A 22,770-nucleotide genomic window follows, 5' to 3' on the forward strand; every position below is an offset into this window, starting at 1 on the left:
AGCCTCATTTTTCTTATACCGTTAATTCCAAACCTTTCCTATAATACTCATTCATTACATCTTTTGGAACCATACTTCCACCCGTTCCCCACACAATATGAGTACCTTTTTTCACCTTCTCTGTTACCTGTTGCTTTTGTAAATACTCACCTTCTTTGCATACTTTCACTGGCCCTATCATACCTGCTAGTGCAGAAGGCTCTAAATAAATATTCTCCGTATCAGCTAGTTCTTTTAACAATCTATATAACTCTTCATCGCTTACTGTGTAATTCCCACTCAAAAATGGTTCCATCGTTTTACCGACAAATCCAGATGGCCTTCCTACCGCTAGTCCGTCCGCGTCTGTTACATTATCAATCCCGATATCTTGAACAGCAATTTTATCATGAAGTCCTGTCATTAAACCGAGTAACATGCATGGAGAGTGCGTAGGCTCCGCAAAGAAGCAGTGCACGTTGTCTTTATACAATAACTTTAAACCAAATGCGACGCCGCCAGGTCCGCCTCCTACCCCGCACGGAAGGTAAACGAATAAAGGATGCTCTTCATCTACTACAATCTCTAACTCTTCTAATTGCTTTTGTAATCGTGATGCTGCTACTGCGTATCCTAAAAATAAATCATGGGAGTTTTCATCATCTACAAAATAACAGCTAGGATCGGCATCTGCTTGCTGACGCCCCTCTTCTACTGCTTTACTATAATCAGCTTCATACTCAATAACGTTTACACCTTTACTTCTTAATAAATCTTTTTTCCATTCTTTTGCGTCTGCTGACATATGAACAGTTACATTAAAACCTAGATTCGCACTCATAATCCCTATACTAAGTCCTAAATTCCCTGTAGAACCTACTGCAATTGAATATTTCGAGAAAAACTCTCTACATGTATCACTATCTAAAATGGAATAATCATCTTCTTCTATTAACATACCGTGCTGCAAAGCTAGTTGTTCAGCATGTTTCAACACTTCATAAATGCCGCCCCTAGCTTTAATTGATCCTGATATCGGAAGATGACTATCACATTTTAATAATAATTCTCCTAAAATAGGTTGCTTGTAATTTGTCTCTAAAGCTTCTTTCATAGAAGGTATTTTCACTAAAGGTGATTCGATTATGCCGTTCGTCCCTTTCGTTTCAGGAAAAACTTTCGCAATATATGGTGCAAAACGCTTTAATCTCTCTTCTGCATCTTTTACATTCTCTTCATTCAATGGTGTATCTTTTATTGCTGTTTCATACTTTTCTATGTTTGGATTTATCCAAAATACTTCTTCTGTTGCAATAAGTTTATTCACTAACGGGTATTCTGCTTGTAATGCCCCTATTTCTTTCATTTTGTTTCCTCCTTATATCCTTGTAGCTCACCATACAATAAATTATAATTAAATTAATTTTAATATAGTTTAACACAAACAATCCAATTAAGTTAATTTTAATTTAATTTATTTAAATATAATTTAATAATTATTAAGGAGATTTTCATTATGGAAAATATAGATATTGGTAAAAAAATTGAAAAACAAAGAAAAGAAAAAGGTTTAACTAGTAAAGAACTAGCAAAGATGGCCGATATTACACCATCAATGTTAAGTCAAATTGAGCGCGGGTCCGCTAACCCTTCTATCCAAACATTAAAAGTGCTTGCTAAAGCTCTTGATGTGCCAACATTTAGCTTTTTACTTGAAGATACAAATACAGACGATTTAATTGTACGTTCCCATAAACGAAAGAAAATGATTATTGATAATTTATCATATGAAATGCTTTCACCTGATTTCACTGGAAATTTAGCAACAGCAATTATGACCGTCCCGCCTAATACAGCTTCATCAGAAAATGTGCTAGAACATAAAGGAGAAGAATTAGCATTTGTCTTAGATGGGAAAATCACATTATATTTAAATGAGGAAGAATACGTATTAGAAACTGGCGACAGTGTAAAGATACCTGCTTATTTAAAGCATAAATGGGTGAATCATTTTGAAAAAAACGCGATAGTCTTATTTTCTGTTACTCCGCCGATTTTTTAATATATGTAATAAAAAATAGCCATGTACTTCGTACATGGCTATTTTTTATTTTTTCGGTACCAGCAAAATCCCTAAACTAATAATACAAAAGCTCATTATTTGCTGCGCCGCCGATTTTTTAATATATGTAATAAAAAATAGCCATGTACGGGAATATTCGTACATGGCTATTTTTTATTTTTTCGGTACCAGCAAAATCCCTAAACTAATAATACAAAAGCTCATTATTTGCTGTGCTGATAGACCAAACAGAACCGAATTATGTTCACTAACAAGCGAAATAATGATTTGAGCAAACCCCTCAATAATTAGAAAAACACTTATATTCTTTCCATTTCCGAGCCTTTCATTTTTCATCCATAACAAGCCCATTATACAAAGAGCAAGGATGATCTCGTATACGAATATAGGGTGATATAAAAGTTTAGATTCATATATTTTCATTCCCCATGGTAGTGTCGTTTGTGCACCTACTTCATGATGTAATAGAAAATAAAAGATAATACTCACACACAGACCAAAAGGCAATGCATCAAGTAAAATACGAAGCGAAAATTGCTCCTTTTTACTTTTCCAAACAATGTATACACTCGCAATCACGCATCCTACTACAATATGTTGCATACTTCCAACAGCTAATATTGCTTGCACTGGCACCCCAAAGGCCCATACAGGATTTAAAATTGATGGTGCAAACTTCCATACAAATACGATGATAAGAAAAGCATTTGTTACGGCATCCATCATTTTTTCATATGATACATTTTGATGCCTCATCTTTCGTTTCATCAACACAAATCCAAATAGACTTCCAATTATAAGAGATATGGGTTGTAACCTCACGATCCACTCCATCGTCACGAAATCTCCTTTTAATTCTCAATCAATTTCTTAAATTTCTTTTCTAATTGATCTGGTGGTAATACACCTCGTACATGATCTACTATAATTCCATCTTTATTAACAAAAAATGTCGTCGGTAAAGAGAATACTTTATAATCTAGTCCAGCTACTCCGTCCATATCTAATAGAACAGGAAACTCAAACCCATAGCGATTAGCAAATGCGCTTGCTTCTTGTACTGGGTCACTAACAGTTGCATTCACCGCAAAAATTTCAACATCCTTTTTATATTTATCATACATATGAACTAAATCAGGTGCCTCCATTTCACACGGTCCACACCATGATGCCCAAAAATTAATAATATACGGTTTTCCCTTAGCATCATTTAACGACTGCAACTTTCCGTCTAATCCTTTTAATGTGATGCTAGGTGCTTTAAAACCGACTTGTGGTAATACTTCTTTCTCCTGTAACTCTGCTTGCTTTGCTTTTCTTTCCTTTTCTTCTTTCTTTGAATTATAAAAGTTAACCCCCGCCCAAACGAGAGCACCTACTAGTATAATAGCAATTAGTTTCTTCACTTTTCTTCCTCCTCATTTTTAAAAACCTGTAAATCCACCGAATAGACGAATAAAGAATGCTGTAATTTTCGTCATTTGATTTGTATACAATAAAATACCCGTTACAATCATCATTCCACCGCCAATTTTCATCATGACATTGGCATATGTAACAATCCATTTTACCTTCCCAATAAAGAATGCCATCACGAAAAATGGAACCGCAAACCCAAGAGTATACGCTGTAATATAAAGAAGTGCCCCTTCAGGATTCGTCGCGCCAAGCATGAGTACAGCTGAAAATATCGGTCCAACACATGGCGTCCAACCCGCTGCATATGTCATACCGACTAAAATCGAGCGAATAAATCCAGTCGATTTACTTTTATACTGCACCTTTTTCTCTGCCATAAGCCACTTAGGCTGAAACAACCCCGTCATAAATAGCCCCATTAAAACAATAAAAATCCCACCAATTTGTTGAATCAATTTTTGGTTAGATGAAAATGTTATTCCAATCCAACTTACCGATAAAGCTAACGCGTAAAATATAACCGAAAATCCGATCATAAAAAATACTGTATGTATAATCGCTGATTTTTGCATAATCCCACGATTTTCTTTTAAATCTTGAATAGACACACCTGTAATATAAGATAAATAAGATGGATATAGCGGTAAAGAGCACGGTGATATAAATGACAATACTCCCGCCCCAGCCACAAGCCAAATTGTTAAATCTGCTGCATTCATTTTATTCCCCCTGAAACACTACAACGAGTAGTGTTTATTCTAAAAAAAAGAGGCTATATGCACTCTCCGACAATAAGTACAACCGACATACAGAATAAACCTACTGTTACATATACCGAATTCGTATGTAACGGAATAGTAAGCTTAACAACCTTTTCATTTAACACTTGCTCGATTCGTAAATTTATTGCTGTTTTTGCAAATAAAGCTGTAACACATCGATTTTCCATTGTCTTTATTTTAATTAATTTTAATAACGCGCTACCTAACTCAAGTGAGGATTCCATTTTTTGCATCGCATATTTATCAGCAGCTAGTTCCTGATACGTATGATATCGCTGTAACAACCCTTTTAATATTGGTATGTACATCATTCCTTCTGCTAATAGCGTAAAACAAAATAATTTTAGCGGATCCCAATTCTTTTGATGATATTCTTCATGGAAAATAATTGCATCCATTTCTTCATCTGAAAATGTTTGAAGCATCCCTTCTGACATGACAACTTTCGGACGAAATAGCCCAATTGTAAATGCCGCAACTTCCGTAGTCGGCAATATATATATTTGTTTTCCTTTTCGGATGAAAGGGATAAGTACTTTTTGTAATTTTTTACTATAGAAAAATTGTCGCCAAATTCTTTTGCACACGATTAATACAGTAAGTAATAATAATCCAGCGATTATTATACGAATCAGCGATAATTCTTTCATATGTTTTTCTAACTGGAACAAGCAAAATTTTGAAAGAAGGAACATCTTATTTTGAAACAGAAATGGATATGTAACGTAATACAGTAACAAGCTGAAAAAGAGGGTACTAACAATTACTGCTAACAATACGATTTTACGCATTTGCCATTTCATTTCATTAATCCTCTTTTTTTAACTGACTCAATTTGTCTTCTAACTTTTTTATTAAAGTCGGATCAGCCTGCTCTAACTCATCTAACATATGATTTACAACTAAATCTCCAAATTCCCCCATCAATTCCTGTGTCATTTTCTTCGTTTGATTGGATAAGAATTCTTCTTTCGTTTGTACAGCACGATATATGCCACTTCTTTTCACAGTCTGTTTTTCTAAGTGTAATTTCTCTACTAACCTGTTCATAACTGTCATAACAGTGTTAAAATTCACAGGTGATTCTTCACTTAATTTCTGCTGCACTTCTTTAATCGTAATACCATCGCTAGACCAAACAATCTCCATAATTTTTGCTTCAAGCGGTCCAAAGAAATGATTTAACCCGTGCTCATTTAACTTATAGTTTTGAGTAAACATTGTACAACTCCTTTCACACTACGAATTGTAGTATAAATTAAATGAAAGGTCAAACGTAAATGATATATACGAAAATTAACTACCTATAAATACATAGGCTATTCCATTCATTTTAAACCTAATTTTTCTCCAAATGTATCAAAAAGGTACTGCTCTAATATTTGTACACTAAACTTCTCATTACGCCCAAGGGCAAATAATTCCCGATCTTTCGCTACGATAGTATCTAACGGAATAACTACATTATCCACTATTTTTACAATTTCGATTATATTACTTTTCACATTCACTTCTGTTTTAAATTCAACGTTTTCTAACACTATATGTGAACGTCTTCCCGATGCAAAAAAAGTAAAATTAGGATTTTTAACAACGCCAATTTCAGTCTCTAACGCATATAAATAGTGAAAAATTACATCTCTATGTCCATCTTTTATTATTTTTTCATCCTTCTCATCGTCTAAGTATTCTTTCAGCTTCGTTGTAAATTCAAATCGAAAATCCACTTTTTTCACGCTCCTTCTTTGTATTTCATATTAAATAAATATATTGAAATAATTTTACCATATTGTAATAAAACTTCCTATTAAAAGTAAAAACTGTTTTAGAAAATCGCTATTATTTCCGATACCCTTTTAAAATATAAGTATGAATTCAATATGAATGAATGCGTCATTATATCTATTTAAACATATTTTTTCCATATTTTGAAACATTAGTATGAAATATTATATATCAATGAATGGTTTCTAATGCATTGGTATATATAGTCAGTAGTTTCTTTACTATTCCGATATACTTAAGCTATATTTTCTAATTATTGATTACATTACGGAAGGAATGTAACTCTCTTCTATCGAATTTTTATATAACAAAAATGATTAGGTGGTGCTTTACTATGAAATTAGCTGTCATTGGTGGCGGTGATTTACAAGATTCAAATCACTTGCCTATTAATGAACGCCTTATAGAATTAACAAATAAACAGTACCCAAAAATATTGTTTATTCCAACGGCTAGTCATGATGATGAAAGCTATATAAAATTATTTTTAGACACGTTTGAAAAACAATTACATTGCGAAGTACAAATTTTACGTACTACAACAGATTCACCTTCTAAGTATGAAATAGACGAGATGATTCATTCAGCCGATTTAATTTATCTAGGTGGCGGGAACTATATTCACATGCTTACGCAATGGAAAGAACATAGACTCGATGAAAAATTATTATTGGCTCTGCAACAAGGAACACTTATTGCTGGTTATAGCGCTGGTGCTATGTGTTGGTTCACGTCTAGTATCCGATCAGATTATGAAGGTTCTGGTTATATAGAAAGTAACGGATGGGGGATTGTTAATAAAAGATTTTGTCCACATTATAATCAATTAAACAGAATGAACGCCTTCCATTCCTTTTTACAAAATCATCAAGGGAATATAGAAGGAATTGCACTCGAGGATAATTGCGCTTTATATATTACAGAAGAATCCTTTGAGATTATCGGTGAACCGGAAAAAGCGTGGGAGTTTTATATGAGTGATAAAACACTCATTAGACAACATTTTGATATAACTTTAAAAAGCTATTTATAAACCTGAACTTACGAAAAAATGTCCCTAAGTCTAATAACTTAGGGACATTTTTCTATTTAACTAACTAATCGTGTAATTCGTTTCTTTTGCCATGAAAGCTTATAATATGCATACTGTAATATTAAGCTGACAATAAATGCTGCTGGATACCCGATCCAAATGCCTTCTATTCCAAGACTTGTATGGTAAGAAAGATAATATGCTACGGGTACTTCTACAAGCCAAATTGAAACAACTCCAATAACAGTTGGCCAAAGTACTGTACCGCTCGCTCGCATTGTCGCACTAATAATTTGTGCATGACCGAAAATTAAATAACTCCATAACGTAATCATAACTAAGCTATGAGCAATTTCAATTGTAGTTTGACTCGTTAAAAATAGTGATAAGATGTCTCTTGAGAATAAGTAAATAAGAGATATTAACACACCACCGATGACGTAGTTCATAATAATTCCAGCCTTCACAACTTTCTGCAATCGATCAAATTGATTCGCACCAATCGATTGTGCCGCAAAAATGGAAACTGTAATACCAAGGCTAACTGCTGGCATTTGTACATAACTTGCAACTTGATTCACAACGCCGTAAGCAGCTGTTGCATCCGAACCGTAACGATTTACAAATGCGATTACGGCAATCTCAGATAATGATACTAATATCATATTTATACTTGCTGGTATACCGAGCCTTAGCAATAGCTTTAATAACTCCCCATCCATTCGAAGGTATTTTCTAACCGTGCCATCTAGTTGTAATGGGTGATTTTTCTTCTTTAAATACACAAGCATGACAATAAACGTAATAACTGTAGATATAACAGATGCATAGGCCGCTCCATACACATCTAATTTCGGAGCTCCTAACCATCCAAAAATAAGAACTGGTAATAAAATCATATTTAGCGCTGTACTTACAATTAAAAAGTAAAATGGCGTTTTAGAATCTCCTGTACCTCTCATAAATGTTGTATATGCGAAATATAAAAATAATACTGGCATCGATATAAATAAAATCCGTGCATAATGTACACTTATTTCAATAATATTTTCTGGCGTTCCCATTAGACGCATAATATCCATCGCAAAAATACTGCCTATTATCGCCAACACAACTCCAATAATAAAGGTAAACGTCAACGTCGTACCAACGATAGCTTTTAAACGATCTTCGTTTTTAGCACCAAACGCCTGACCAATTAAAATAGAGCTTCCTGAACCGATACCAATTACAAATGAAACGAGCAAGAAAAATAATGGGAAGAATGCTGATATAGCCGCTAAATCATTAACTCCAAGCCACCTTCCTACTACTACCATACCAAATAATTGTCCAACTGATTGTAGTACATTACTTAATAATAACGGTACTAAAAACATCGACATCGATTTCCAAATCGGTTTACTCTCACTTTCCAACTTATGTGACTCCGCACCTTCTTTATTGTTATCTGCAGGTGGTTTCAAATTTCATTTCTCCTTTTATTAAACATCTATTTTCAATCTCTATCTCTTTGTATAGTTGTTATAATACTGTGCCTCTATTCATTTTCTTTTCGTATAATTATAACTTCACCCAATATTGACTTCCATCGGCTGTTCGATCTAAAAATCCATATTCGATTAAATATCTTCTTAATGTTACAAAATCAGGGTATACATTTTCTATCACTGTATTTACTTCTTTTTCAGTATACTTTTTATTACTATCAAACTTCTTCACTAAATGGCGCAATATAATTAATTTACGCTTTTGTTTCTTCGGAAATTTAGAGAGAGGTCCATCTAATCCTTCTGTAAAATGAGCTTTTAATACTTCATCATTTTCTTCTTCCGTAATATTGTATCGATCATCCACCATCGTTGCTGTTCTATGAATTGGCACAAATTTCGTTTGTACTTTTGATTTTTCTTCTGATAATTCCATTAGCGCTAAAAATACTTTTGCTTGCTTCATTTTCTCTCGCAGTGTAAATCGATGATTACGAATTGTTGATGTACTTCCGCCATCCATTTCTTTTACAATTTCTTTATCATTCAGTCCCATATGGAAAAACTGAACCATTTTCTTTTGTAAATCCGTTAAACCAGTAAATTTCTTATCCATATTTAACAAATAATCAAACATAGACGTATGCTCATTTTGAATATGCAATTGGACGAACTTCTCTGCTTCATACAAAATTTGATTATCTTGATAAATAACACCTTTAATAAATGTTTCACCACAAGCTAAGCAAATGTACTCCTCTTTTTCTTCATCAAACACATACCCTTTCTTTAATTCCTCTATTGACGCATCCCAAAACTTCTCTGAAATATCACTCATACTAAACACTCCTTTAAAATGTTTATTTAAAACCAAACAAATCAGCATAACGTTTATTATCACTTCACCATCTTATCACAACGCAAACAAACATTTCAATGTTTCGTTTACCCATTTTATAAACTTTTATAAAAACATCTAACAAAAGGGTTTAATACAACGAAAAGCGAATATGTTTATACAAATTCATTTTATAGGATGTGAAATAGAACATAAATATTCTTCAAGACCCTTAGTTTACCGTTAAACAAATTGCACAGAATACATATGCGATTAGTGAATATGGAACTGGTATTCACTCATTCCAAAACTTCAGTATTCAATTTTAACTACAAAAAAGATGTTTTCGTATAAGAAAACATCCTTTACTTTTTATATATTCTATTTACAGTCTCTACTAAAACCTTACTTGCTTGTACAAATGTATGCTTTCGATTTCTATCTTCAACAAATTTATTAGCACAACTACTCATAATCATCATACAACTAATTATGACTAACGCTATCTTTCTATTCTTGTAAGTCACTTCATGCCACTCCACTATTACAAAACTTCTTTTGAATTTATCCCATCAAGAAATTTTACATGAATAATAAAACGTGCGAATATGCAATTCTGCATATTCGCACGTTTTATCACAATGTTATGATTTAATTTAGTTAAAGAACAAGTATACCGAGGTGACTAACTTGAAGTTTAAAGCGAAAAAAAATCCATTCCACGTCATTTTCATTACATTATTTATAATTATTTTTTTCGTTTCGTTATTCTTCCAAAATGAAAATTCTATTTTTTTCACTCTCATGATGCTTCTAAATATCGTGAATCTTTCTTCATTCTATTTCTCTCACTACAACGTAACGGAATCATCTCTTGTTGTAAAACACGGTTTCATACTTCGTACTGAAATCCCATTTAAAGACATTCGCCATATTAAGTACTCTGGCAAAAAACTTCGTTCAAAAAAATGGACTAGGCAACAATTAGAAATTAATTATAATTTATTTGACTCAGTGACCACTTTCGTACCACAAGAAGAAGAAAAATTCATTTCACTCTTAAAAGAGAACTGCCCACAGATGAAAGTAATGAATACGCCTGCTAACAAATAATATATTTTGAAGCTTGCATTATTGCAAGTAGATGAAACTTAAAAATGAACATCAAAAAAGCCAAGATTCTATACTAAGAATCTTGGCTTTTTCTATTACTCTTTTGGAGCAATCATTTTCTTTGGATCTACAATTTCATCAAATTGCTCTTCTGTTAGTAGTCCAGATTGCAACGCTGCTTCTTTTAAAGTTAATCCTTCTTTATGAGCATGCTTCGCAATTTTCGCTGCATTTTCATATCCGATATGTGGGTTTAGCGCTGTTACAAGCATTAGTGAACGATTCACATTTTCATTAATTACTTCTTCATCTGCTTCAATACCAACTGCACAATTGTCATTAAACGAAACAATTGCATCCGCTAATAAGTGAGCTGATTGTAAGAAGTTATAAGCAATAACAGGTTTAAATACATTTAACTCAAAGTTACCTTGGCTCGCAGCAAATCCGATTGTTGCATCATTCCCCATCACTTGCGCTACAACCATCGTTAATGCTTCACTTTGCGTTGGATTTACTTTACCAGGCATAATAGAGCTCCCTGGTTCATTTGCTGGAATAATAATTTCTCCAAGACCACTACGTGGACCACTTGCAAGCCAACGTACATCGTTAGCAATCTTCATTAGATCCGCAGCTAATGCTTTTAATGCACCGTGAGTATATACAACTTCATCATGGCTCGTTAATGCATGGAACTTATTTGGTGCAGAAACAAATTGTTTACCTGTAAATTGACTAATTTCCTCTGATACCATCTCACCAAATTTAGGATGAGCATTAATACCTGTTCCAACCGCAGTTCCACCAATTGCTAACTCTTTCATATATGTATTGCTCTCTGCAATCATACGCTCTGTTTTTTCAAGCATACGGTGCCATCCGCTAATTTCTTGCCCTAAAGTTAACGGCGTTGCATCTTGTAAATGTGTACGACCAATTTTTATAATATGTTCAAATGCAGTTACTTTTTCTGCTAAAGTTTCTTTTAATTTCGTAATTGCTGATAATACGTGATTTTCTACTGCGATTACACAAGCTACATGAAGCGCCGTTGGAAATGTATCATTTGAACTTTGTGACATGTTCACATCATCATTCGGATGAATATGTACGTCAGATCCCTTCTCTTTCAAAATTTGATTCCCACGATTTGCAATTACTTCATTCACATTCATGTTTGACTGTGTACCACTACCTGTTTGCCATACGACAAGCGGAAAATGTTCATTCCATTTCCCTGCAATCACTTCATCCGCAGCTTCTACAATTGCTTCTGCTTTTTCTTCTGATAGCTTTCCTAATTTTTGATTGCTAAGCGCTGCACTCTTCTTTAAAATTGCAAATGCTTTTACAATTTCAAGCGGCATTTGCTCTGTTCCAATTGGAAAGTTTTCTTTACTACGCTGTGTTTGTGCTGCCCATAATTTATCAGCTGGAACTTTTATTTCTCCTAATGTATCTCTTTCAATTCTGTACTCCATGTTTTCATCCCCTTGAAAATATAATACCTACATCTCTTATAATAACAGACTTTCTCTTAAATGATAAGAATTCTCACTCTTATATATAGATATTCTATATTTATTTTAAAAAATTCCTCTTGACCTAAACTTAAGTTTAGGCTGTATCCTTTCCATTGTAACCTACTATAACACTACTGGAGGAATTCAATATGAAAAAATATGCTTTTATAACAGGTGCGAATAAAGGAATTGGATATGAACTTGTTCGTCAATTAGCAGAAAAAGATTATCACGTATTTTTAGGTGCTCGTAATGAACAACTTGGACAACAAGCCTTAGAATCTTTAAATGTTTCAAACGTTTCCTATATTCAAGTAGATATTTCAAATTCACAATCCATTCAAGAAGCAACAAAGAAAATTTACGAAACGACTGACCACTTACATTTATTAATTAATAACGCAGGCATAGCGCTAGACTTCAATACGCTACCTAGTGAATTAAATATTGAAACTTTACGCCAAGGATTTGAAGTTAACTTTTTTGGAACTTTCCAAATGATGCAAGCCTTTTTACCATTATTAAAGAAATCAAGCAACAGTAAAATCATAAATGTAACAACTGACATGGCCTCACTAACAATGTTTGCTAATGGTGAAACACATCCAATTAATACACTAGGATATAATTCTTCCAAAACAGCTATTAATGCTTTAACATTAGCTTTTAGTAAAGAATTTGCCACTAACGGTCCAGAAGTATTTGGAGTAACTCCTGGTTTTACAACTACGGATCTTAATGGAAATTCCCCCGGTGGCCATACAACCACTGAAAGTGCTAAAATTATTATTAAATATGCATTAAATGAAACAAACTATAATGGTAAAATACTTAACAAAGATGGCATTATACCTTGGTAATAAAAGGATGAATGATATGTATTATACAATTGGGCAAGTCGCCAAAATGCAACACTTAACTATTTCTCAAATACGTTATTACGATAAACAAGGACTGTTTCCTTTTCTGCAAAGAAACGAAAAAGGAGATCGAGTTTTTGATGAAGAAGCACTGAAATATTTAGAGATGATTTTGTGTTTAAAAAACACGGGTATGCCAATTCAAAAAATAAAACAATTTATCGACTGGTCTATGGAAGGAGAATCTACCATCCTTCAAAGGTTAGAATTAATGAAACAACAGGAGACCAATGTCTTACAGCTCATTCAAGACACTGAAAAAAACTTAAAAAAGATACAACAAAAAATTGCTAAATATGAGAATGAAATAACTTCAGCAAATGCTATTAAAAAATAAAAAAATCACCTTCTACATATTGTAGAAGGTGATTTTTATTTTATGATGCTTGCTTTCCTTTATCTGCATCATCTACATACCAGATGAATTTGCCTGTATATCCATAAATAACTGCTAAAATTAACGATACGAAACTTAACCACATAAACGGAACATATGAGAACGTTGCTACACCTAAAATACCAGCCATAAAAATACCATTATCAGACCATGGAACCATACCTGAAGTTAACGTTCCACCTACTTCTGAGTTACGCGCTAATACACGACGGTCTATTTTTAATTTATCATAGCTATCTTCCATAATTTTTGGTGTTAAAATTAGTGATACATACATCGCACAACCAAATATATTAGCTAAGAATGCCACGATTAATGTAGACAATGTTACATTACCTGCAGAATTTAATTTCTTCTCAAATTTTGATACGATTACTTTTAAAACACCTAATTTTTCAAGTAATCCACCAAATCCTAAACCGAAAATAATAACGGCTACTGAGCCAAGCATGCCGTTAATTCCACCACGGTTTAATAACTTGTCAACAAACTCAACACCAGATTGAATTGAGAATCCGTTATAAGCTGTTCCAATCGCCTCTCCAAAGTTCATCCCTTGGAAAAGAGTTGCCCAAATTGCACCAATTAAAGCTCCCATTGCAATTGTTGGCATAGACGGTTTCTTCATCGCTAATAGAACGATAACAATGACCGCCGGAACAAGCATCCATATTTTAATATCAAATTGCTTTAATAAAGCTTCTTTTAAAAATTCTACTCGATTCAAATCTACATTATCGCCGCCATACATCCAACCAGCTACAGTAAACATAATACTAGTAATAATATAAGCCGGAACATCTAATACGAGCATAGCTCGAACGTGAGCAATAACATCTACTTTCGCCATAGAAGCTGCAAGAACTGTGCTATCAGAAAGTGGTGATAATTTGTCGCCGAAATAAGCTCCTGAAAGAACTGCACCAGCAACAAGCGGAAGTGGTAAACCAAGTCCTTCACCAATCGCCATCATAGCAATACCTGCTGTTCCCACTGTTCCCCAAGACGTTCCTGTTGCGATAGAAGTTATAGAACAAATAATTAATGTTGCTAATAGGAATATGCTAGGGTGAATAAATTCTAATCCATAATAGATTAATGTTGGTACTACCCCACCAGCAATCCATGTTCCAATTAAAGCACCTACTGCAACTAAAATCAGTATTGCTTCTAATCCGTTAGAAATCCCTTTCGTAATTGCATCTTGCAATTCTTGATAACGAAATCCTAATCTTAATCCAAGCGCAATTACTAAAAACCATGAAATAAATAGCGCTAATTGAATTGGGAGATCAAAAATCGTTTGGAAGGAAAAGACAACAGCAAGAAATAGTAATAAAAGAACTATGATTTCTAGCATCGATGGTAATCTTACACTTTTCATTTTTTTCTCTCCTTACAAGTCGATAACATGACGTATGTCGTCTTACATGTATGTAATATACAATTAGCGAAGACAAAACAAAATTTTCATATTATTTCGATTTATTTTTCCAGTATAATATATTCACAACCCTTTCTATTGTAAAAGTAGATTACGTTTTTCGCAATGAAAAATATAAAAAATGTTGTATTTTTATTTATCCCGATATTTTCAGCCAATAAGACCTCCGCCTTAAAATTCAGTAAGTGCAAAGCACTTAGGTAAGAAATTAACTACTGTAAAATTCCGAATTGATATGAACGTATTAAAGCTTCACTTTATTTACAAAGAAAAATCCCATACTAACTTTTTTAATATTTGCTGCAACAAAACTTTTTACAACTATCTTCAATTTTTAATTCACACCATAATTTCCCACACAAAAATAGGGCACACATCATTAAAATGATGCATGCCCTACCTTTATTTATACATATTTTGTATTTCTTCTTTATTTTTAAGTATTTCCTCAAACTTATCACTACAACCCTTCGGAAATAACACTCCCAGTCCATATGAATGCGCAAATTGAAAATGAGGGTACTTCGCTTTTACCTCATCCCAAAACTTATATACGCCGAAATCACTACTTCTAACTTCAATATCATGAAATAATACAATACCGTTTTTCGCGACTTTCGGTAGCCATGTATTATAATCGTGAGAAACAGCTTCATACGTATGATAGCCATCAATATGCAAAAGATTTACCGTTTCATCTTGAAACCGGTCTACAGCATCATCAAAAGTAGATCGAATTAAATTTCCTATATTAAGGTAGTTATCGCTCACTACTTTTTCTACTATTTGAAAAACCCCTTCTCCATATGGACCTGTATGCCCATCTCCAGCCCAAGTATCTACTGCAAAGCATTTAGTCGATAACCCTCCATCTTTTACTCCCTGACAAAAACTAAAAAAGGAAGCTCCTAAATGTGTACCTAACTCAACTAAAGTTTCTGGTTTTTCAAATCGTACTAAGTCATATGCAAAATCTAAATGTCCACTCCACGCAGATTGTGACCGAATAATAGGACTAAATGTTTCAAATTCAAATGATGGTTTATGAGTAACCCAGTTCATCGCATAACTCCTTCTGCACATATTTTTAACAAACCAAATTACTCTTATCTTTATTTTTTTATCGCCTTGATTATGATTCTATTTCATGAAAATATGAAGAATTTATTCTTTTCTATTGAGGTAAAGCATCATATACATATGGGTCAGTTGGCTTATTAATTTTCTCGATTTTGTTTACTTTTACAAGTGGAAAGACTGTTCCTTTATATGTCGTTTCATCTAATAATCCTGTTATTTTCACCCATGTTTCTTCTGGAATTTTTTCAATATTTTTCCCGGTAACAATCATCCCCCAGACTGATGCATCCGCAATACAACAAGTTATGCCATATCGAGCCACTACTGCTTTATTACCCGTCACATCTTTATCCTTATATATAAACCCTAAAAATGTAATTTCTTTCCCTTTAAACCAATTAACATTTTGACCAATTACATTCATTGTTTGAACATAATCCTTATCCTTTACTTGTAGTTTACGCTGTCCTAACATACTTTTTACTACTTGCTCTTCCGTTTTATAAGTCGTTGCTAAATTTGATGTTTCTTCTGAATCAACTAATACTTCTCGCTCATCAAACTTAACCTGTTTCCCCTCTTTTTCGTTTCTTTCCAGACTTCTCGCCTGTACACTTTGATTCATACCCCTTTTTCCTGCTAAACTTCCATCAATTGTTACACTTCCAAAGAGAAAAGCACTAACTATCGGAACAACAAATAAAACATATACAAAGAAACTTTTTATCCCTGATTTTGATGTTGTATGATGTTTACAACAATTACAATCATGCTGTTTTTCTCTTCCATCTCCCCAAACTTGTACAATACCAAAAATTAAAATTACTACAAAAGCTATATACGTAAATTTGATCATTTTTGGAGCGATAAAATTATAAATATTTCCTGTTACAAGTAGTTTAAATAAGAGCATTGCTAAACCAATTAAAATAATGCCACGTATATAGCGATGATACGCCTTCTGCTCCTCTTTCTCCATTCTTTCTCACCTCCTATAACATTATGATTTGCAGGATGGTATACACAGATACAATGACAATTCCCATCAAAAAGAATACAAATTTCTTTTGAAAATACGCAAATAGCATTAACGTATTTTTCATATCAAGCATAGGCCCAAACACAAGAAATGCGAGAAGTGCCTTTACCGAGAAAACATGTCCAAAAGATGCAGCTATAAAAGCATCGGCTGCAGAGCAAATTGATAAAACATAACCAAATCCCATCATAATAAAAGGGGCAATTACTTCGTTATGTGCTACTGCATCCAGTATATTCCGATCAAAAAACGTCTGAAATACACTTGCTAAAAAAGCACCTATCAATAAATATTTACCAGTATCAAAAAACTCATCTACAATGTGATTCATAACATCTTTCCAACTCTTTTTTTTGCTTATTTGAACTGAAACCTCTACGTCTTTTAAAACATTTCTTTCGCGATAGCAGTAATACACAATTAGCCCTATGAATAGAGCAACTAAAATTGTTATCCCAAAGCGTGCATATACAACGTAATCATTTTTGGGAAACGCATATACAGTAGATAAAAGAACAACTGGATTCATAATGGGTGCACTCAATAAAATAACAATGCCTACATGAAGTGGTAGCCCTTTTTGAATGAGCCTTCTTACAATTGGTATAATGACACATTCACACATTGGAAAAAGAACTCCCACAAATACTGCCGGAATCATTGCAACAATTGGAGATTTCGGCATTACTTTTTGAATCATATCTTCCGTCACAAACACTTGAATAAATGAAGAAACAATTACCCCTAATAAAATAAAGGGTATTGCTTCAAAAATGATACTTAAAAATACTGTATTCACATTCAACCATTCCTGTGGCATATTTTTGTGCAAATTTGCTAGACTTGTAAAATCTACAAAAAATAATAAAAAGAGAAACATAGCGATAAGAGCTATGCCTACTAATTCTTTTGAAACTCTATTAAAGACCAAGCTTCTCGCCTCCATTTTATTTATATGTAAACATGTGCTTGTCCAAATGCTTCATACTACAGCACAAATTTTATAGTCTATTTCTATTCTTAAATCGTAATCATTATGATTTATTATTGATTTTTCTTTTCCTATCGTTTAATATAAAACGTAATCATTACGATTTAAAGGAGAGATCATTTCATGAAAAAAGTACCTATCACTGTATTAAGTGGTTTTTTAGGATCTGGAAAAACTACCTTACTACATCACATTTTGACGAATAAGAATAACTTAAAAGTAGCTGTTATCGTTAATGATATGAGCGAAGTAAACATTGATGCATCTCTTATAAAAAAGGGTGGTTTTTCACGTACGGAGGAAAAACTAGTAGAAATTCAAAATGGCTGTATTTGTTGTACACTACGAGAAGATTTAATGATAGAAGTGAATCGTCTTGTTGAAAATGGTGATATTGACTATATTATTATTGAATCTTCTGGTATAAGTGAGCCTATTCCAGTTGCTCAAACATTTACTTATACAGACGAAGTTCTTAACATTGATTTAACGAGAAATTGTCGCCTCGATACGATGGTTACAGTTGTAGATGCAAATAGGTTTTGGGATGATTTTGCAGACGGAGAAAGTTTATTAGACCGAAAACAAGCAATCGATGAGAATGATACCCGGGAAGTTATTGATTTATTAATAGATCAAATTGAGTTTGCAAACGTAATTATTCTTAATAAAATAGATTTGCTAGAAAAAGAAGATGTGATAGAGCTTCATCATTTACTAAAAAAATTAAATCCTTATGCAAAAATTCTTGAAGCTTCGTTTAGCAAAGTACCATTACAAGAAATTTTAAACACAAATCTATTTAATTATGAAGAAGCTAGTCAATCGGCCGGCTGGATACAAGAATTAAATAGTGAACATCATACACCGGAAACGGAAGAATACAGTATCAATTCCTTTGTTTACCGTCGCAAATATCCTTTCCATCCCGAGCGCCTTATGAATTGGCTAGAAAAATGGCCTTTAGATGTTGTAAGAGCGAAAGGATTCTTCTGGCTCGCATCTCGTAATAATATGATAGGGCTTCTATCTCAAGCAGGTTCCTCTATTACAATTCAAGGAGCCGGTGAATGGATAGCCGCATTACCTGAAACTGAAAGAAATCAAATGATTGCAGAAGAACCAGAAGTATTAAAAAACTGGGACGAGCGATATGGAGATCGAATAACTGAGCTCGTATTTATCGGTATTGATATGAATCGTTCTGTGATTGAACAATCATTAGATGATTGTCTATTAACAGAAAAGGAAATGGGACAAAAGTGGAATACATTTATTGATCCTATTCCGGCTTTTACTTATACTTCATAATAATTAATAAAAGGCTTCAGTAGAATGAAGCCTTTTTATTTTATAGCACTCTTATTTAATAGGTTTGCTTTAATTATAAATACAACTGTACCTAAAACAATTAATATAGCATATATGATACCAACTACATCACCTATTTTTTCTAAGCTAAGCGGTAATATTATAGTAGCAACTCCGACTATATAAGAAAATGCTCCTGAAAGCTTCGCTAATTTATTTTTATCTCCAACAAACGTTTCTTCTTGATATCCTGCTAACAAAAACAACCTCTTTTTCACATGTATTTGATACACTAATAAAATGATAAGTAACCCAACAAATAAACAAACTAAAAATCCAGCTAACATATACTCCCCCTCCTCTACAATATTTTACTATACATAAAAAAGCAAATTAGAAATTTCAGTTTATTAACGAGTCATTCTGTGATATATTGCATATTGTATTCAATTTATATTTTTAGAAAGGAGAATTTTAGATCATATGGATTCAAATCGATTGAAAGGAATTATAATGGTCATAATCGGTGCTTGTTTATGGGGCTTGTCTGGTACAGCTGCACAACAACTTTTTCAATATGACAATGTTTCAACCGAATGGTTAGTTACGATCCGTTTACTTATATCTGGAATTATTTTGCTCATTATTTCCTCATTCGGAACGAGAAAAAAAGAGATATTTGGCATTTGGAAACAAAATTCTGATGCTATTAAAATGATTTTGTTTGGTCTATTCGGTATGCTTGCTGTACAGTATACGTATTTCGCTTCAATTAAAGAAGGAAATGCTGCCGTGGCAACATTATTACAATATTTAGCTCCTATATTCATCACTGTATACTTACTTTTCAAATGGAACGTTCGTCCATCAAAAATTGATTTCATTTCAATTACCCTTTCATTAGTAGGCACTTTTCTCTTACTAACAAACGGGTCTGTTCATAACTTGGCTGTTTCTACACCAGCTATTATTTGGGGTGTTTTATCTGGATTATCTCTCGCTTTTTATAGTTTATATTCAAAGGAATTGTTAGAAAAATGGTCTTCCTCCGTTATCGTTGGATGGGGCATGATTATTGGGGGTATTGGTGTAACGATTGTACACTTTATTTCTACAAACGAATTCATTTTATTATCAACTATGAAATATGCAAAACTAAGTACCCTACCGCTCATCACATTTGTCGTCATTTTCGGGACACTTATTGCCTTTTATTTATACTTAGACAGCATACGATACCTGACTCCGAAAGAAACAACATTATTTGGTTGCACAGAACCACTCGCAGCTATTATTTCTTCTGTACTTATATTGCACGTGCCATTTCAATCTTTTCAGTTATTAGGCGCTTTTTGTGTCATTGTAATGGTGCTCATCTTAAGCCAAAAGCCGGATGAAGGGAAACAAAAATTAAAGCTTGTTCATGCGAAAAAGGAAAATATACAATGAAAGGATTGAATTCACTATGCCTGTCCCTCAAAATTATAAAAAACCAGGAAGAATTTCAGCAAAATCACTCGTTTTAAATCAACTACAGAATTGGATTATTGAAGGTGTACTGAAGCCCAATGAAAAAATTAATGATGGGGAATTGGCTGAGGCACTAGGAGTAAGCAGAACACCTGTAAGGGAAGCACTTCAAATATTAGAGCTTTCTGGATTAGTGGAGATGGTACCAGGGCAAAAAACAAAAATTGCTCCTATTAAGTTAGACGACGTATCTATCATTTATGAAACGATGGCTGGTCTTCACTCTATTATAGGAAAGCAAGCTCTTCAAAACATTACAGACGCTGATATTCAACTACTTTCTGAAATAAATGATCATTTTCAGCACTCTATAGAGAAAAAAAACGCAAAACAAGCTTTAGAATTAGATATACAATTCCACAATACAATTTCTTCTATTGCTAAAAATCAATATATTGAACCCTTTCTAGAAAATATGCAACTTCACGTTTTACGTCTTGAATATTTGTTTTTCCAAAACTTTGTTCCAGCAAGTCAATCTATTGAAGAACATCACTCTATCATTCAAGCATTGCAGAAGCAGGACGAAAAACAAATGGAACAAATAATGACTCAAAACTGGCTCCGTCCCATGAAAGAAATACAAAAAATAATTTCTACGAAATAAAAAGAGAGCTGGTTACACAAAATCGTAACCAGCTCTCCTTTTACTAATCTATATAGCTACGCCTGAATATTTGCATAACCTTCCATATCTTCGTACTCTTTTTCCAATTCCTCTAAAGACAGCTCGTATAATTGTCGGTCGCGAATCTTAAACACACCTGCTCCAATTAACTCATCAATTAAATGCCTCTTACGATTTTCAACAGCAAAACGGAGTTGACTACTCATCTTTTAAAAAACTCCTTTCTACGATCATTGAAAATGATAATCTTTATCAATTACCACTTTTGATTATAAAAGATGACTCTTTATAAGTAAAGTAATTTCATGAAATATTTACCTTGCAAAGTATTTGTGGCCACATTATATATATGTATGCCGTGCGAAAAATGTTATGACACTTTTTCTTATCCTTTTTCTTTCATACTTTGCAAGTTGTCTCATCATGATGAAATTCACCATCTATTTCTACTTGAATGGTGACATGTTCTACATGAAATTTCTCCTTTAATACATACGTAGCCTCTTTTAATACACTTTGCGTTTCATTCCCTTTAATAATAAGATGACATGTTAATACTTGAAAATCTGATGTAACAGACCATATGTGCAAATCATGAACTTCTTTGACAATCGGAATATTTAATAACGTACTTTTTACCTCTTCAACATTTATGTGCTGTGGTGCACCTTCCATTAATATATGAACCGTATCACGTGTTACACGCCATCCACTAATAATGACTAAAATAGACACAAGAATACTAGCAATCGCATCTGCAGCAGTCCATCCGAAAAATTTAATAAGTAACGCAGCAATAATCGCTCCGACGGAACCCAATAGATCGCCTAGTACGTGTAAGAAAGCACTTCTTAAATTCAAATTACCTTTCACATCTCCGCCTCTCATTAATATCCAAGCTGATAAAATATTAATAAGCAGACCAAGGACTGCAATAATGAGCATCCCATTACTAGCAATCTCAACTGGTTCTTTAAAACGACGGATTGCTTCAATAAAAATGTATACCGAAATGACAATAAGAACGACACCGTTACATAATGCTGCTAACATTTCGACTCGCTTATATCCATATGTTTTCACAGTTGTTGCTGTTTTTTCTCCGAGCTTAAACGCAAGTAAACTTAAAGCTAAAGATACTGCATCACTTAGCATATGCCCCGCGTCAGATAGTAGTGCTAAGCTATTTGTTACAAATCCACCAATAACTTCTGCAATCATAAAACTTGTTGTTAGTAGGAAGGCAATTAGTAACGCCTTTTTATTTTTTGAATGACCATGATCATGCGAATGTCCCATACTTATACTCCTTTAAGTACAATATCTGTATGTTAGTATGAAACAAACTCCCCATCTTTATCCCGAATCGACTGATTGTAAAC

The 22,770-nt window shown here is 33.4% G+C and carries 26 protein-coding genes; 8 read left to right on the top strand and 18 right to left on the bottom strand.

What is annotated here, in order from left to right:
- Positions 1 to 13 precede the first annotated feature (13 nt).
- Positions 14 to 1,345, bottom strand: a complete 1,332-nt coding sequence (locus DN400_RS06355; protein ID WP_065228605.1) for a D-serine ammonia-lyase — start codon at positions 1,343 to 1,345, stop codon at positions 14 to 16.
- A gap of 150 nt (positions 1,346 to 1,495) precedes the next feature.
- Here DN400_RS06355 and DN400_RS06360 point away from each other — a divergent pair, with 150 nt between their 5' ends.
- On the top strand, positions 1,496 to 2,041 hold the full coding sequence (locus DN400_RS06360) for a helix-turn-helix domain-containing protein (RefSeq protein ID WP_000427637.1): 546 nt from the start codon (positions 1,496 to 1,498) through the stop codon (positions 2,039 to 2,041).
- Positions 2,042 to 2,215: 174 nt separating this feature from the next.
- On the opposite strand, the gene DN400_RS06370 is transcribed toward DN400_RS06360, so the two are convergent.
- From DN400_RS06370 to DN400_RS06395, 6 genes are all read right to left on the bottom strand, one after another.
- Positions 2,216 to 2,896, bottom strand: coding sequence for a prolipoprotein diacylglyceryl transferase family protein (locus DN400_RS06370; protein ID WP_098255797.1), 681 nt, complete (start codon positions 2,894 to 2,896; stop codon positions 2,216 to 2,218).
- A 17-nt stretch (positions 2,897 to 2,913) separates the two neighbouring features.
- The gene (locus DN400_RS06375) at positions 2,914 to 3,468 is read right to left on the bottom strand and encodes a TlpA family protein disulfide reductase (RefSeq protein WP_000733187.1); all 555 of its coding nucleotides are present in this window, start codon (positions 3,466 to 3,468) and stop codon (positions 2,914 to 2,916) included.
- Positions 3,469 to 3,486: 18 nt separating this feature from the next.
- A complete protein-coding gene (gene ccdA, locus DN400_RS06380; RefSeq protein ID WP_098255798.1) occupies positions 3,487 to 4,200 on the bottom strand; it encodes a cytochrome c-type biogenesis protein CcdA in 714 nt (237 codons plus the stop codon).
- Between the two features lie 53 nt (positions 4,201 to 4,253).
- Positions 4,254 to 5,066 carry a M56 family metallopeptidase gene (locus tag DN400_RS06385; RefSeq protein ID WP_065228601.1) on the bottom strand — a complete coding sequence of 271 codons (813 nt, stop codon included), beginning with the start codon at positions 5,064 to 5,066 and terminating at the stop codon, positions 4,254 to 4,256.
- A gap of 4 nt (positions 5,067 to 5,070) precedes the next feature.
- Positions 5,071 to 5,484, bottom strand: a complete 414-nt coding sequence (locus DN400_RS06390; protein WP_000495052.1) for a BlaI/MecI/CopY family transcriptional regulator — start codon at positions 5,482 to 5,484, stop codon at positions 5,071 to 5,073.
- A gap of 107 nt (positions 5,485 to 5,591) precedes the next feature.
- Positions 5,592 to 5,990 (bottom strand): DUF3942 family protein, encoded by a 399-nt coding sequence (locus DN400_RS06395; protein ID WP_000347529.1) that lies wholly within the window; start codon positions 5,988 to 5,990, stop codon positions 5,592 to 5,594.
- 392 nt (positions 5,991 to 6,382) lie between these two features.
- Here DN400_RS06395 and DN400_RS06400 point away from each other — a divergent pair, with 392 nt between their 5' ends.
- The gene (locus DN400_RS06400) at positions 6,383 to 7,081 is read left to right on the top strand and encodes a peptidase E (RefSeq protein ID WP_000762116.1); all 699 of its coding nucleotides are present in this window, start codon (positions 6,383 to 6,385) and stop codon (positions 7,079 to 7,081) included.
- 56 nt (positions 7,082 to 7,137) lie between these two features.
- Here the strand turns inward: DN400_RS06400 and DN400_RS06405 are convergent, their stop codons facing one another.
- From DN400_RS06405 to DN400_RS29325, 3 genes are all read right to left on the bottom strand, one after another.
- Complete coding sequence (locus DN400_RS06405; protein WP_000804127.1) at positions 7,138 to 8,547, bottom strand: MATE family efflux transporter; 1,410 nt, start codon at positions 8,545 to 8,547, stop codon at positions 7,138 to 7,140.
- 97 nt (positions 8,548 to 8,644) lie between these two features.
- Positions 8,645 to 9,409: a DUF2087 domain-containing protein gene (locus DN400_RS06410; protein ID WP_001280271.1), complete on the bottom strand. Its 765-nt coding sequence runs from the start codon at positions 9,407 to 9,409 to the stop codon at positions 8,645 to 8,647.
- A 365-nt stretch (positions 9,410 to 9,774) separates the two neighbouring features.
- Positions 9,775 to 9,936, bottom strand: a complete 162-nt coding sequence (locus tag DN400_RS29325; RefSeq protein ID WP_000221432.1) for a hypothetical protein — start codon at positions 9,934 to 9,936, stop codon at positions 9,775 to 9,777.
- 163 nt (positions 9,937 to 10,099) lie between these two features.
- On the opposite strand from DN400_RS29325, the gene DN400_RS06415 reads away from it, so the two are divergent.
- A complete protein-coding gene (locus DN400_RS06415; RefSeq protein ID WP_000669072.1) occupies positions 10,100 to 10,522 on the top strand; it encodes a PH domain-containing protein in 423 nt (140 codons plus the stop codon).
- Positions 10,523 to 10,617: 95 nt separating this feature from the next.
- On the opposite strand, the gene fumC is transcribed toward DN400_RS06415, so the two are convergent.
- Positions 10,618 to 12,006 (bottom strand): class II fumarate hydratase, encoded by a 1,389-nt coding sequence (fumC, locus tag DN400_RS06420; protein WP_065228597.1) that lies wholly within the window; start codon positions 12,004 to 12,006, stop codon positions 10,618 to 10,620.
- Between the two features lie 191 nt (positions 12,007 to 12,197).
- Between fumC and DN400_RS06425 the strand changes: the two genes are divergently transcribed.
- Together DN400_RS06425 and DN400_RS06430 are read left to right on the top strand one after the other, a co-directional pair.
- Positions 12,198 to 12,908, top strand: coding sequence for an SDR family NAD(P)-dependent oxidoreductase (locus tag DN400_RS06425; protein ID WP_065228596.1), 711 nt, complete (start codon positions 12,198 to 12,200; stop codon positions 12,906 to 12,908).
- Positions 12,909 to 12,924: 16 nt separating this feature from the next.
- Positions 12,925 to 13,305, top strand: a complete 381-nt coding sequence (locus DN400_RS06430; RefSeq protein ID WP_000291861.1) for a MerR family transcriptional regulator — start codon at positions 12,925 to 12,927, stop codon at positions 13,303 to 13,305.
- A 40-nt stretch (positions 13,306 to 13,345) separates the two neighbouring features.
- Here DN400_RS06430 and nhaC read toward each other — a convergent pair whose 3' ends face one another.
- The 4 genes from nhaC to DN400_RS06450 all read right to left on the bottom strand — a co-directional run bounded on the left by nhaC (position 13,346) and on the right by DN400_RS06450 (position 17,874).
- A complete protein-coding gene (gene nhaC / locus DN400_RS06435; RefSeq protein ID WP_000843992.1) occupies positions 13,346 to 14,749 on the bottom strand; it encodes a Na+/H+ antiporter NhaC in 1,404 nt (467 codons plus the stop codon).
- Between the two features lie 462 nt (positions 14,750 to 15,211).
- Positions 15,212 to 15,871, bottom strand: a complete 660-nt coding sequence (locus DN400_RS06440) for a class I SAM-dependent methyltransferase (RefSeq protein WP_001104675.1) — start codon at positions 15,869 to 15,871, stop codon at positions 15,212 to 15,214.
- A 112-nt stretch (positions 15,872 to 15,983) separates the two neighbouring features.
- Positions 15,984 to 16,868, bottom strand: a complete 885-nt coding sequence (locus DN400_RS06445; RefSeq protein ID WP_000409934.1) for a TIGR03943 family putative permease subunit — start codon at positions 16,866 to 16,868, stop codon at positions 15,984 to 15,986.
- Between the two features lie 13 nt (positions 16,869 to 16,881).
- Positions 16,882 to 17,874, bottom strand: coding sequence for a permease (locus DN400_RS06450; protein WP_170954601.1), 993 nt, complete (start codon positions 17,872 to 17,874; stop codon positions 16,882 to 16,884).
- A gap of 168 nt (positions 17,875 to 18,042) precedes the next feature.
- Between DN400_RS06450 and DN400_RS06460 the strand changes: the two genes are divergently transcribed.
- On the top strand, positions 18,043 to 19,230 hold the full coding sequence (locus DN400_RS06460) for a GTP-binding protein (protein WP_065228594.1): 1,188 nt from the start codon (positions 18,043 to 18,045) through the stop codon (positions 19,228 to 19,230).
- A 35-nt stretch (positions 19,231 to 19,265) separates the two neighbouring features.
- Here the strand turns inward: DN400_RS06460 and DN400_RS06465 are convergent, their stop codons facing one another.
- Positions 19,266 to 19,577 carry a DUF3784 domain-containing protein gene (locus DN400_RS06465; protein WP_098447233.1) on the bottom strand — a complete coding sequence of 104 codons (312 nt, stop codon included), beginning with the start codon at positions 19,575 to 19,577 and terminating at the stop codon, positions 19,266 to 19,268.
- A gap of 136 nt (positions 19,578 to 19,713) precedes the next feature.
- On the opposite strand from DN400_RS06465, the gene DN400_RS06470 reads away from it, so the two are divergent.
- On the top strand, positions 19,714 to 20,679 hold the full coding sequence (locus tag DN400_RS06470; RefSeq protein WP_098447234.1) for a DMT family transporter: 966 nt from the start codon (positions 19,714 to 19,716) through the stop codon (positions 20,677 to 20,679).
- 16 nt (positions 20,680 to 20,695) lie between these two features.
- Positions 20,696 to 21,367 (top strand): GntR family transcriptional regulator, encoded by a 672-nt coding sequence (locus DN400_RS06475; protein WP_002023787.1) that lies wholly within the window; start codon positions 20,696 to 20,698, stop codon positions 21,365 to 21,367.
- A gap of 56 nt (positions 21,368 to 21,423) precedes the next feature.
- On the opposite strand, the gene fbpA is transcribed toward DN400_RS06475, so the two are convergent.
- Both fbpA and DN400_RS06485 read right to left on the bottom strand, forming a co-directional pair.
- Positions 21,424 to 21,594 carry a Fur-regulated basic protein FbpA gene (gene fbpA, locus DN400_RS06480; protein ID WP_044796735.1) on the bottom strand — a complete coding sequence of 57 codons (171 nt, stop codon included), beginning with the start codon at positions 21,592 to 21,594 and terminating at the stop codon, positions 21,424 to 21,426.
- A gap of 193 nt (positions 21,595 to 21,787) precedes the next feature.
- The gene (locus tag DN400_RS06485; protein ID WP_098033419.1) at positions 21,788 to 22,687 is read right to left on the bottom strand and encodes a cation diffusion facilitator family transporter; all 900 of its coding nucleotides are present in this window, start codon (positions 22,685 to 22,687) and stop codon (positions 21,788 to 21,790) included.
- Between the last annotated feature and the right edge of the window lie 83 nt (positions 22,688 to 22,770).

The organism is Bacillus sp. AR8-1, from assembly GCF_008042345.1.
Taxonomy (GTDB): Bacteria; Bacillota; Bacilli; order Bacillales; family Bacillaceae_G; genus Bacillus_A; species Bacillus_A cereus.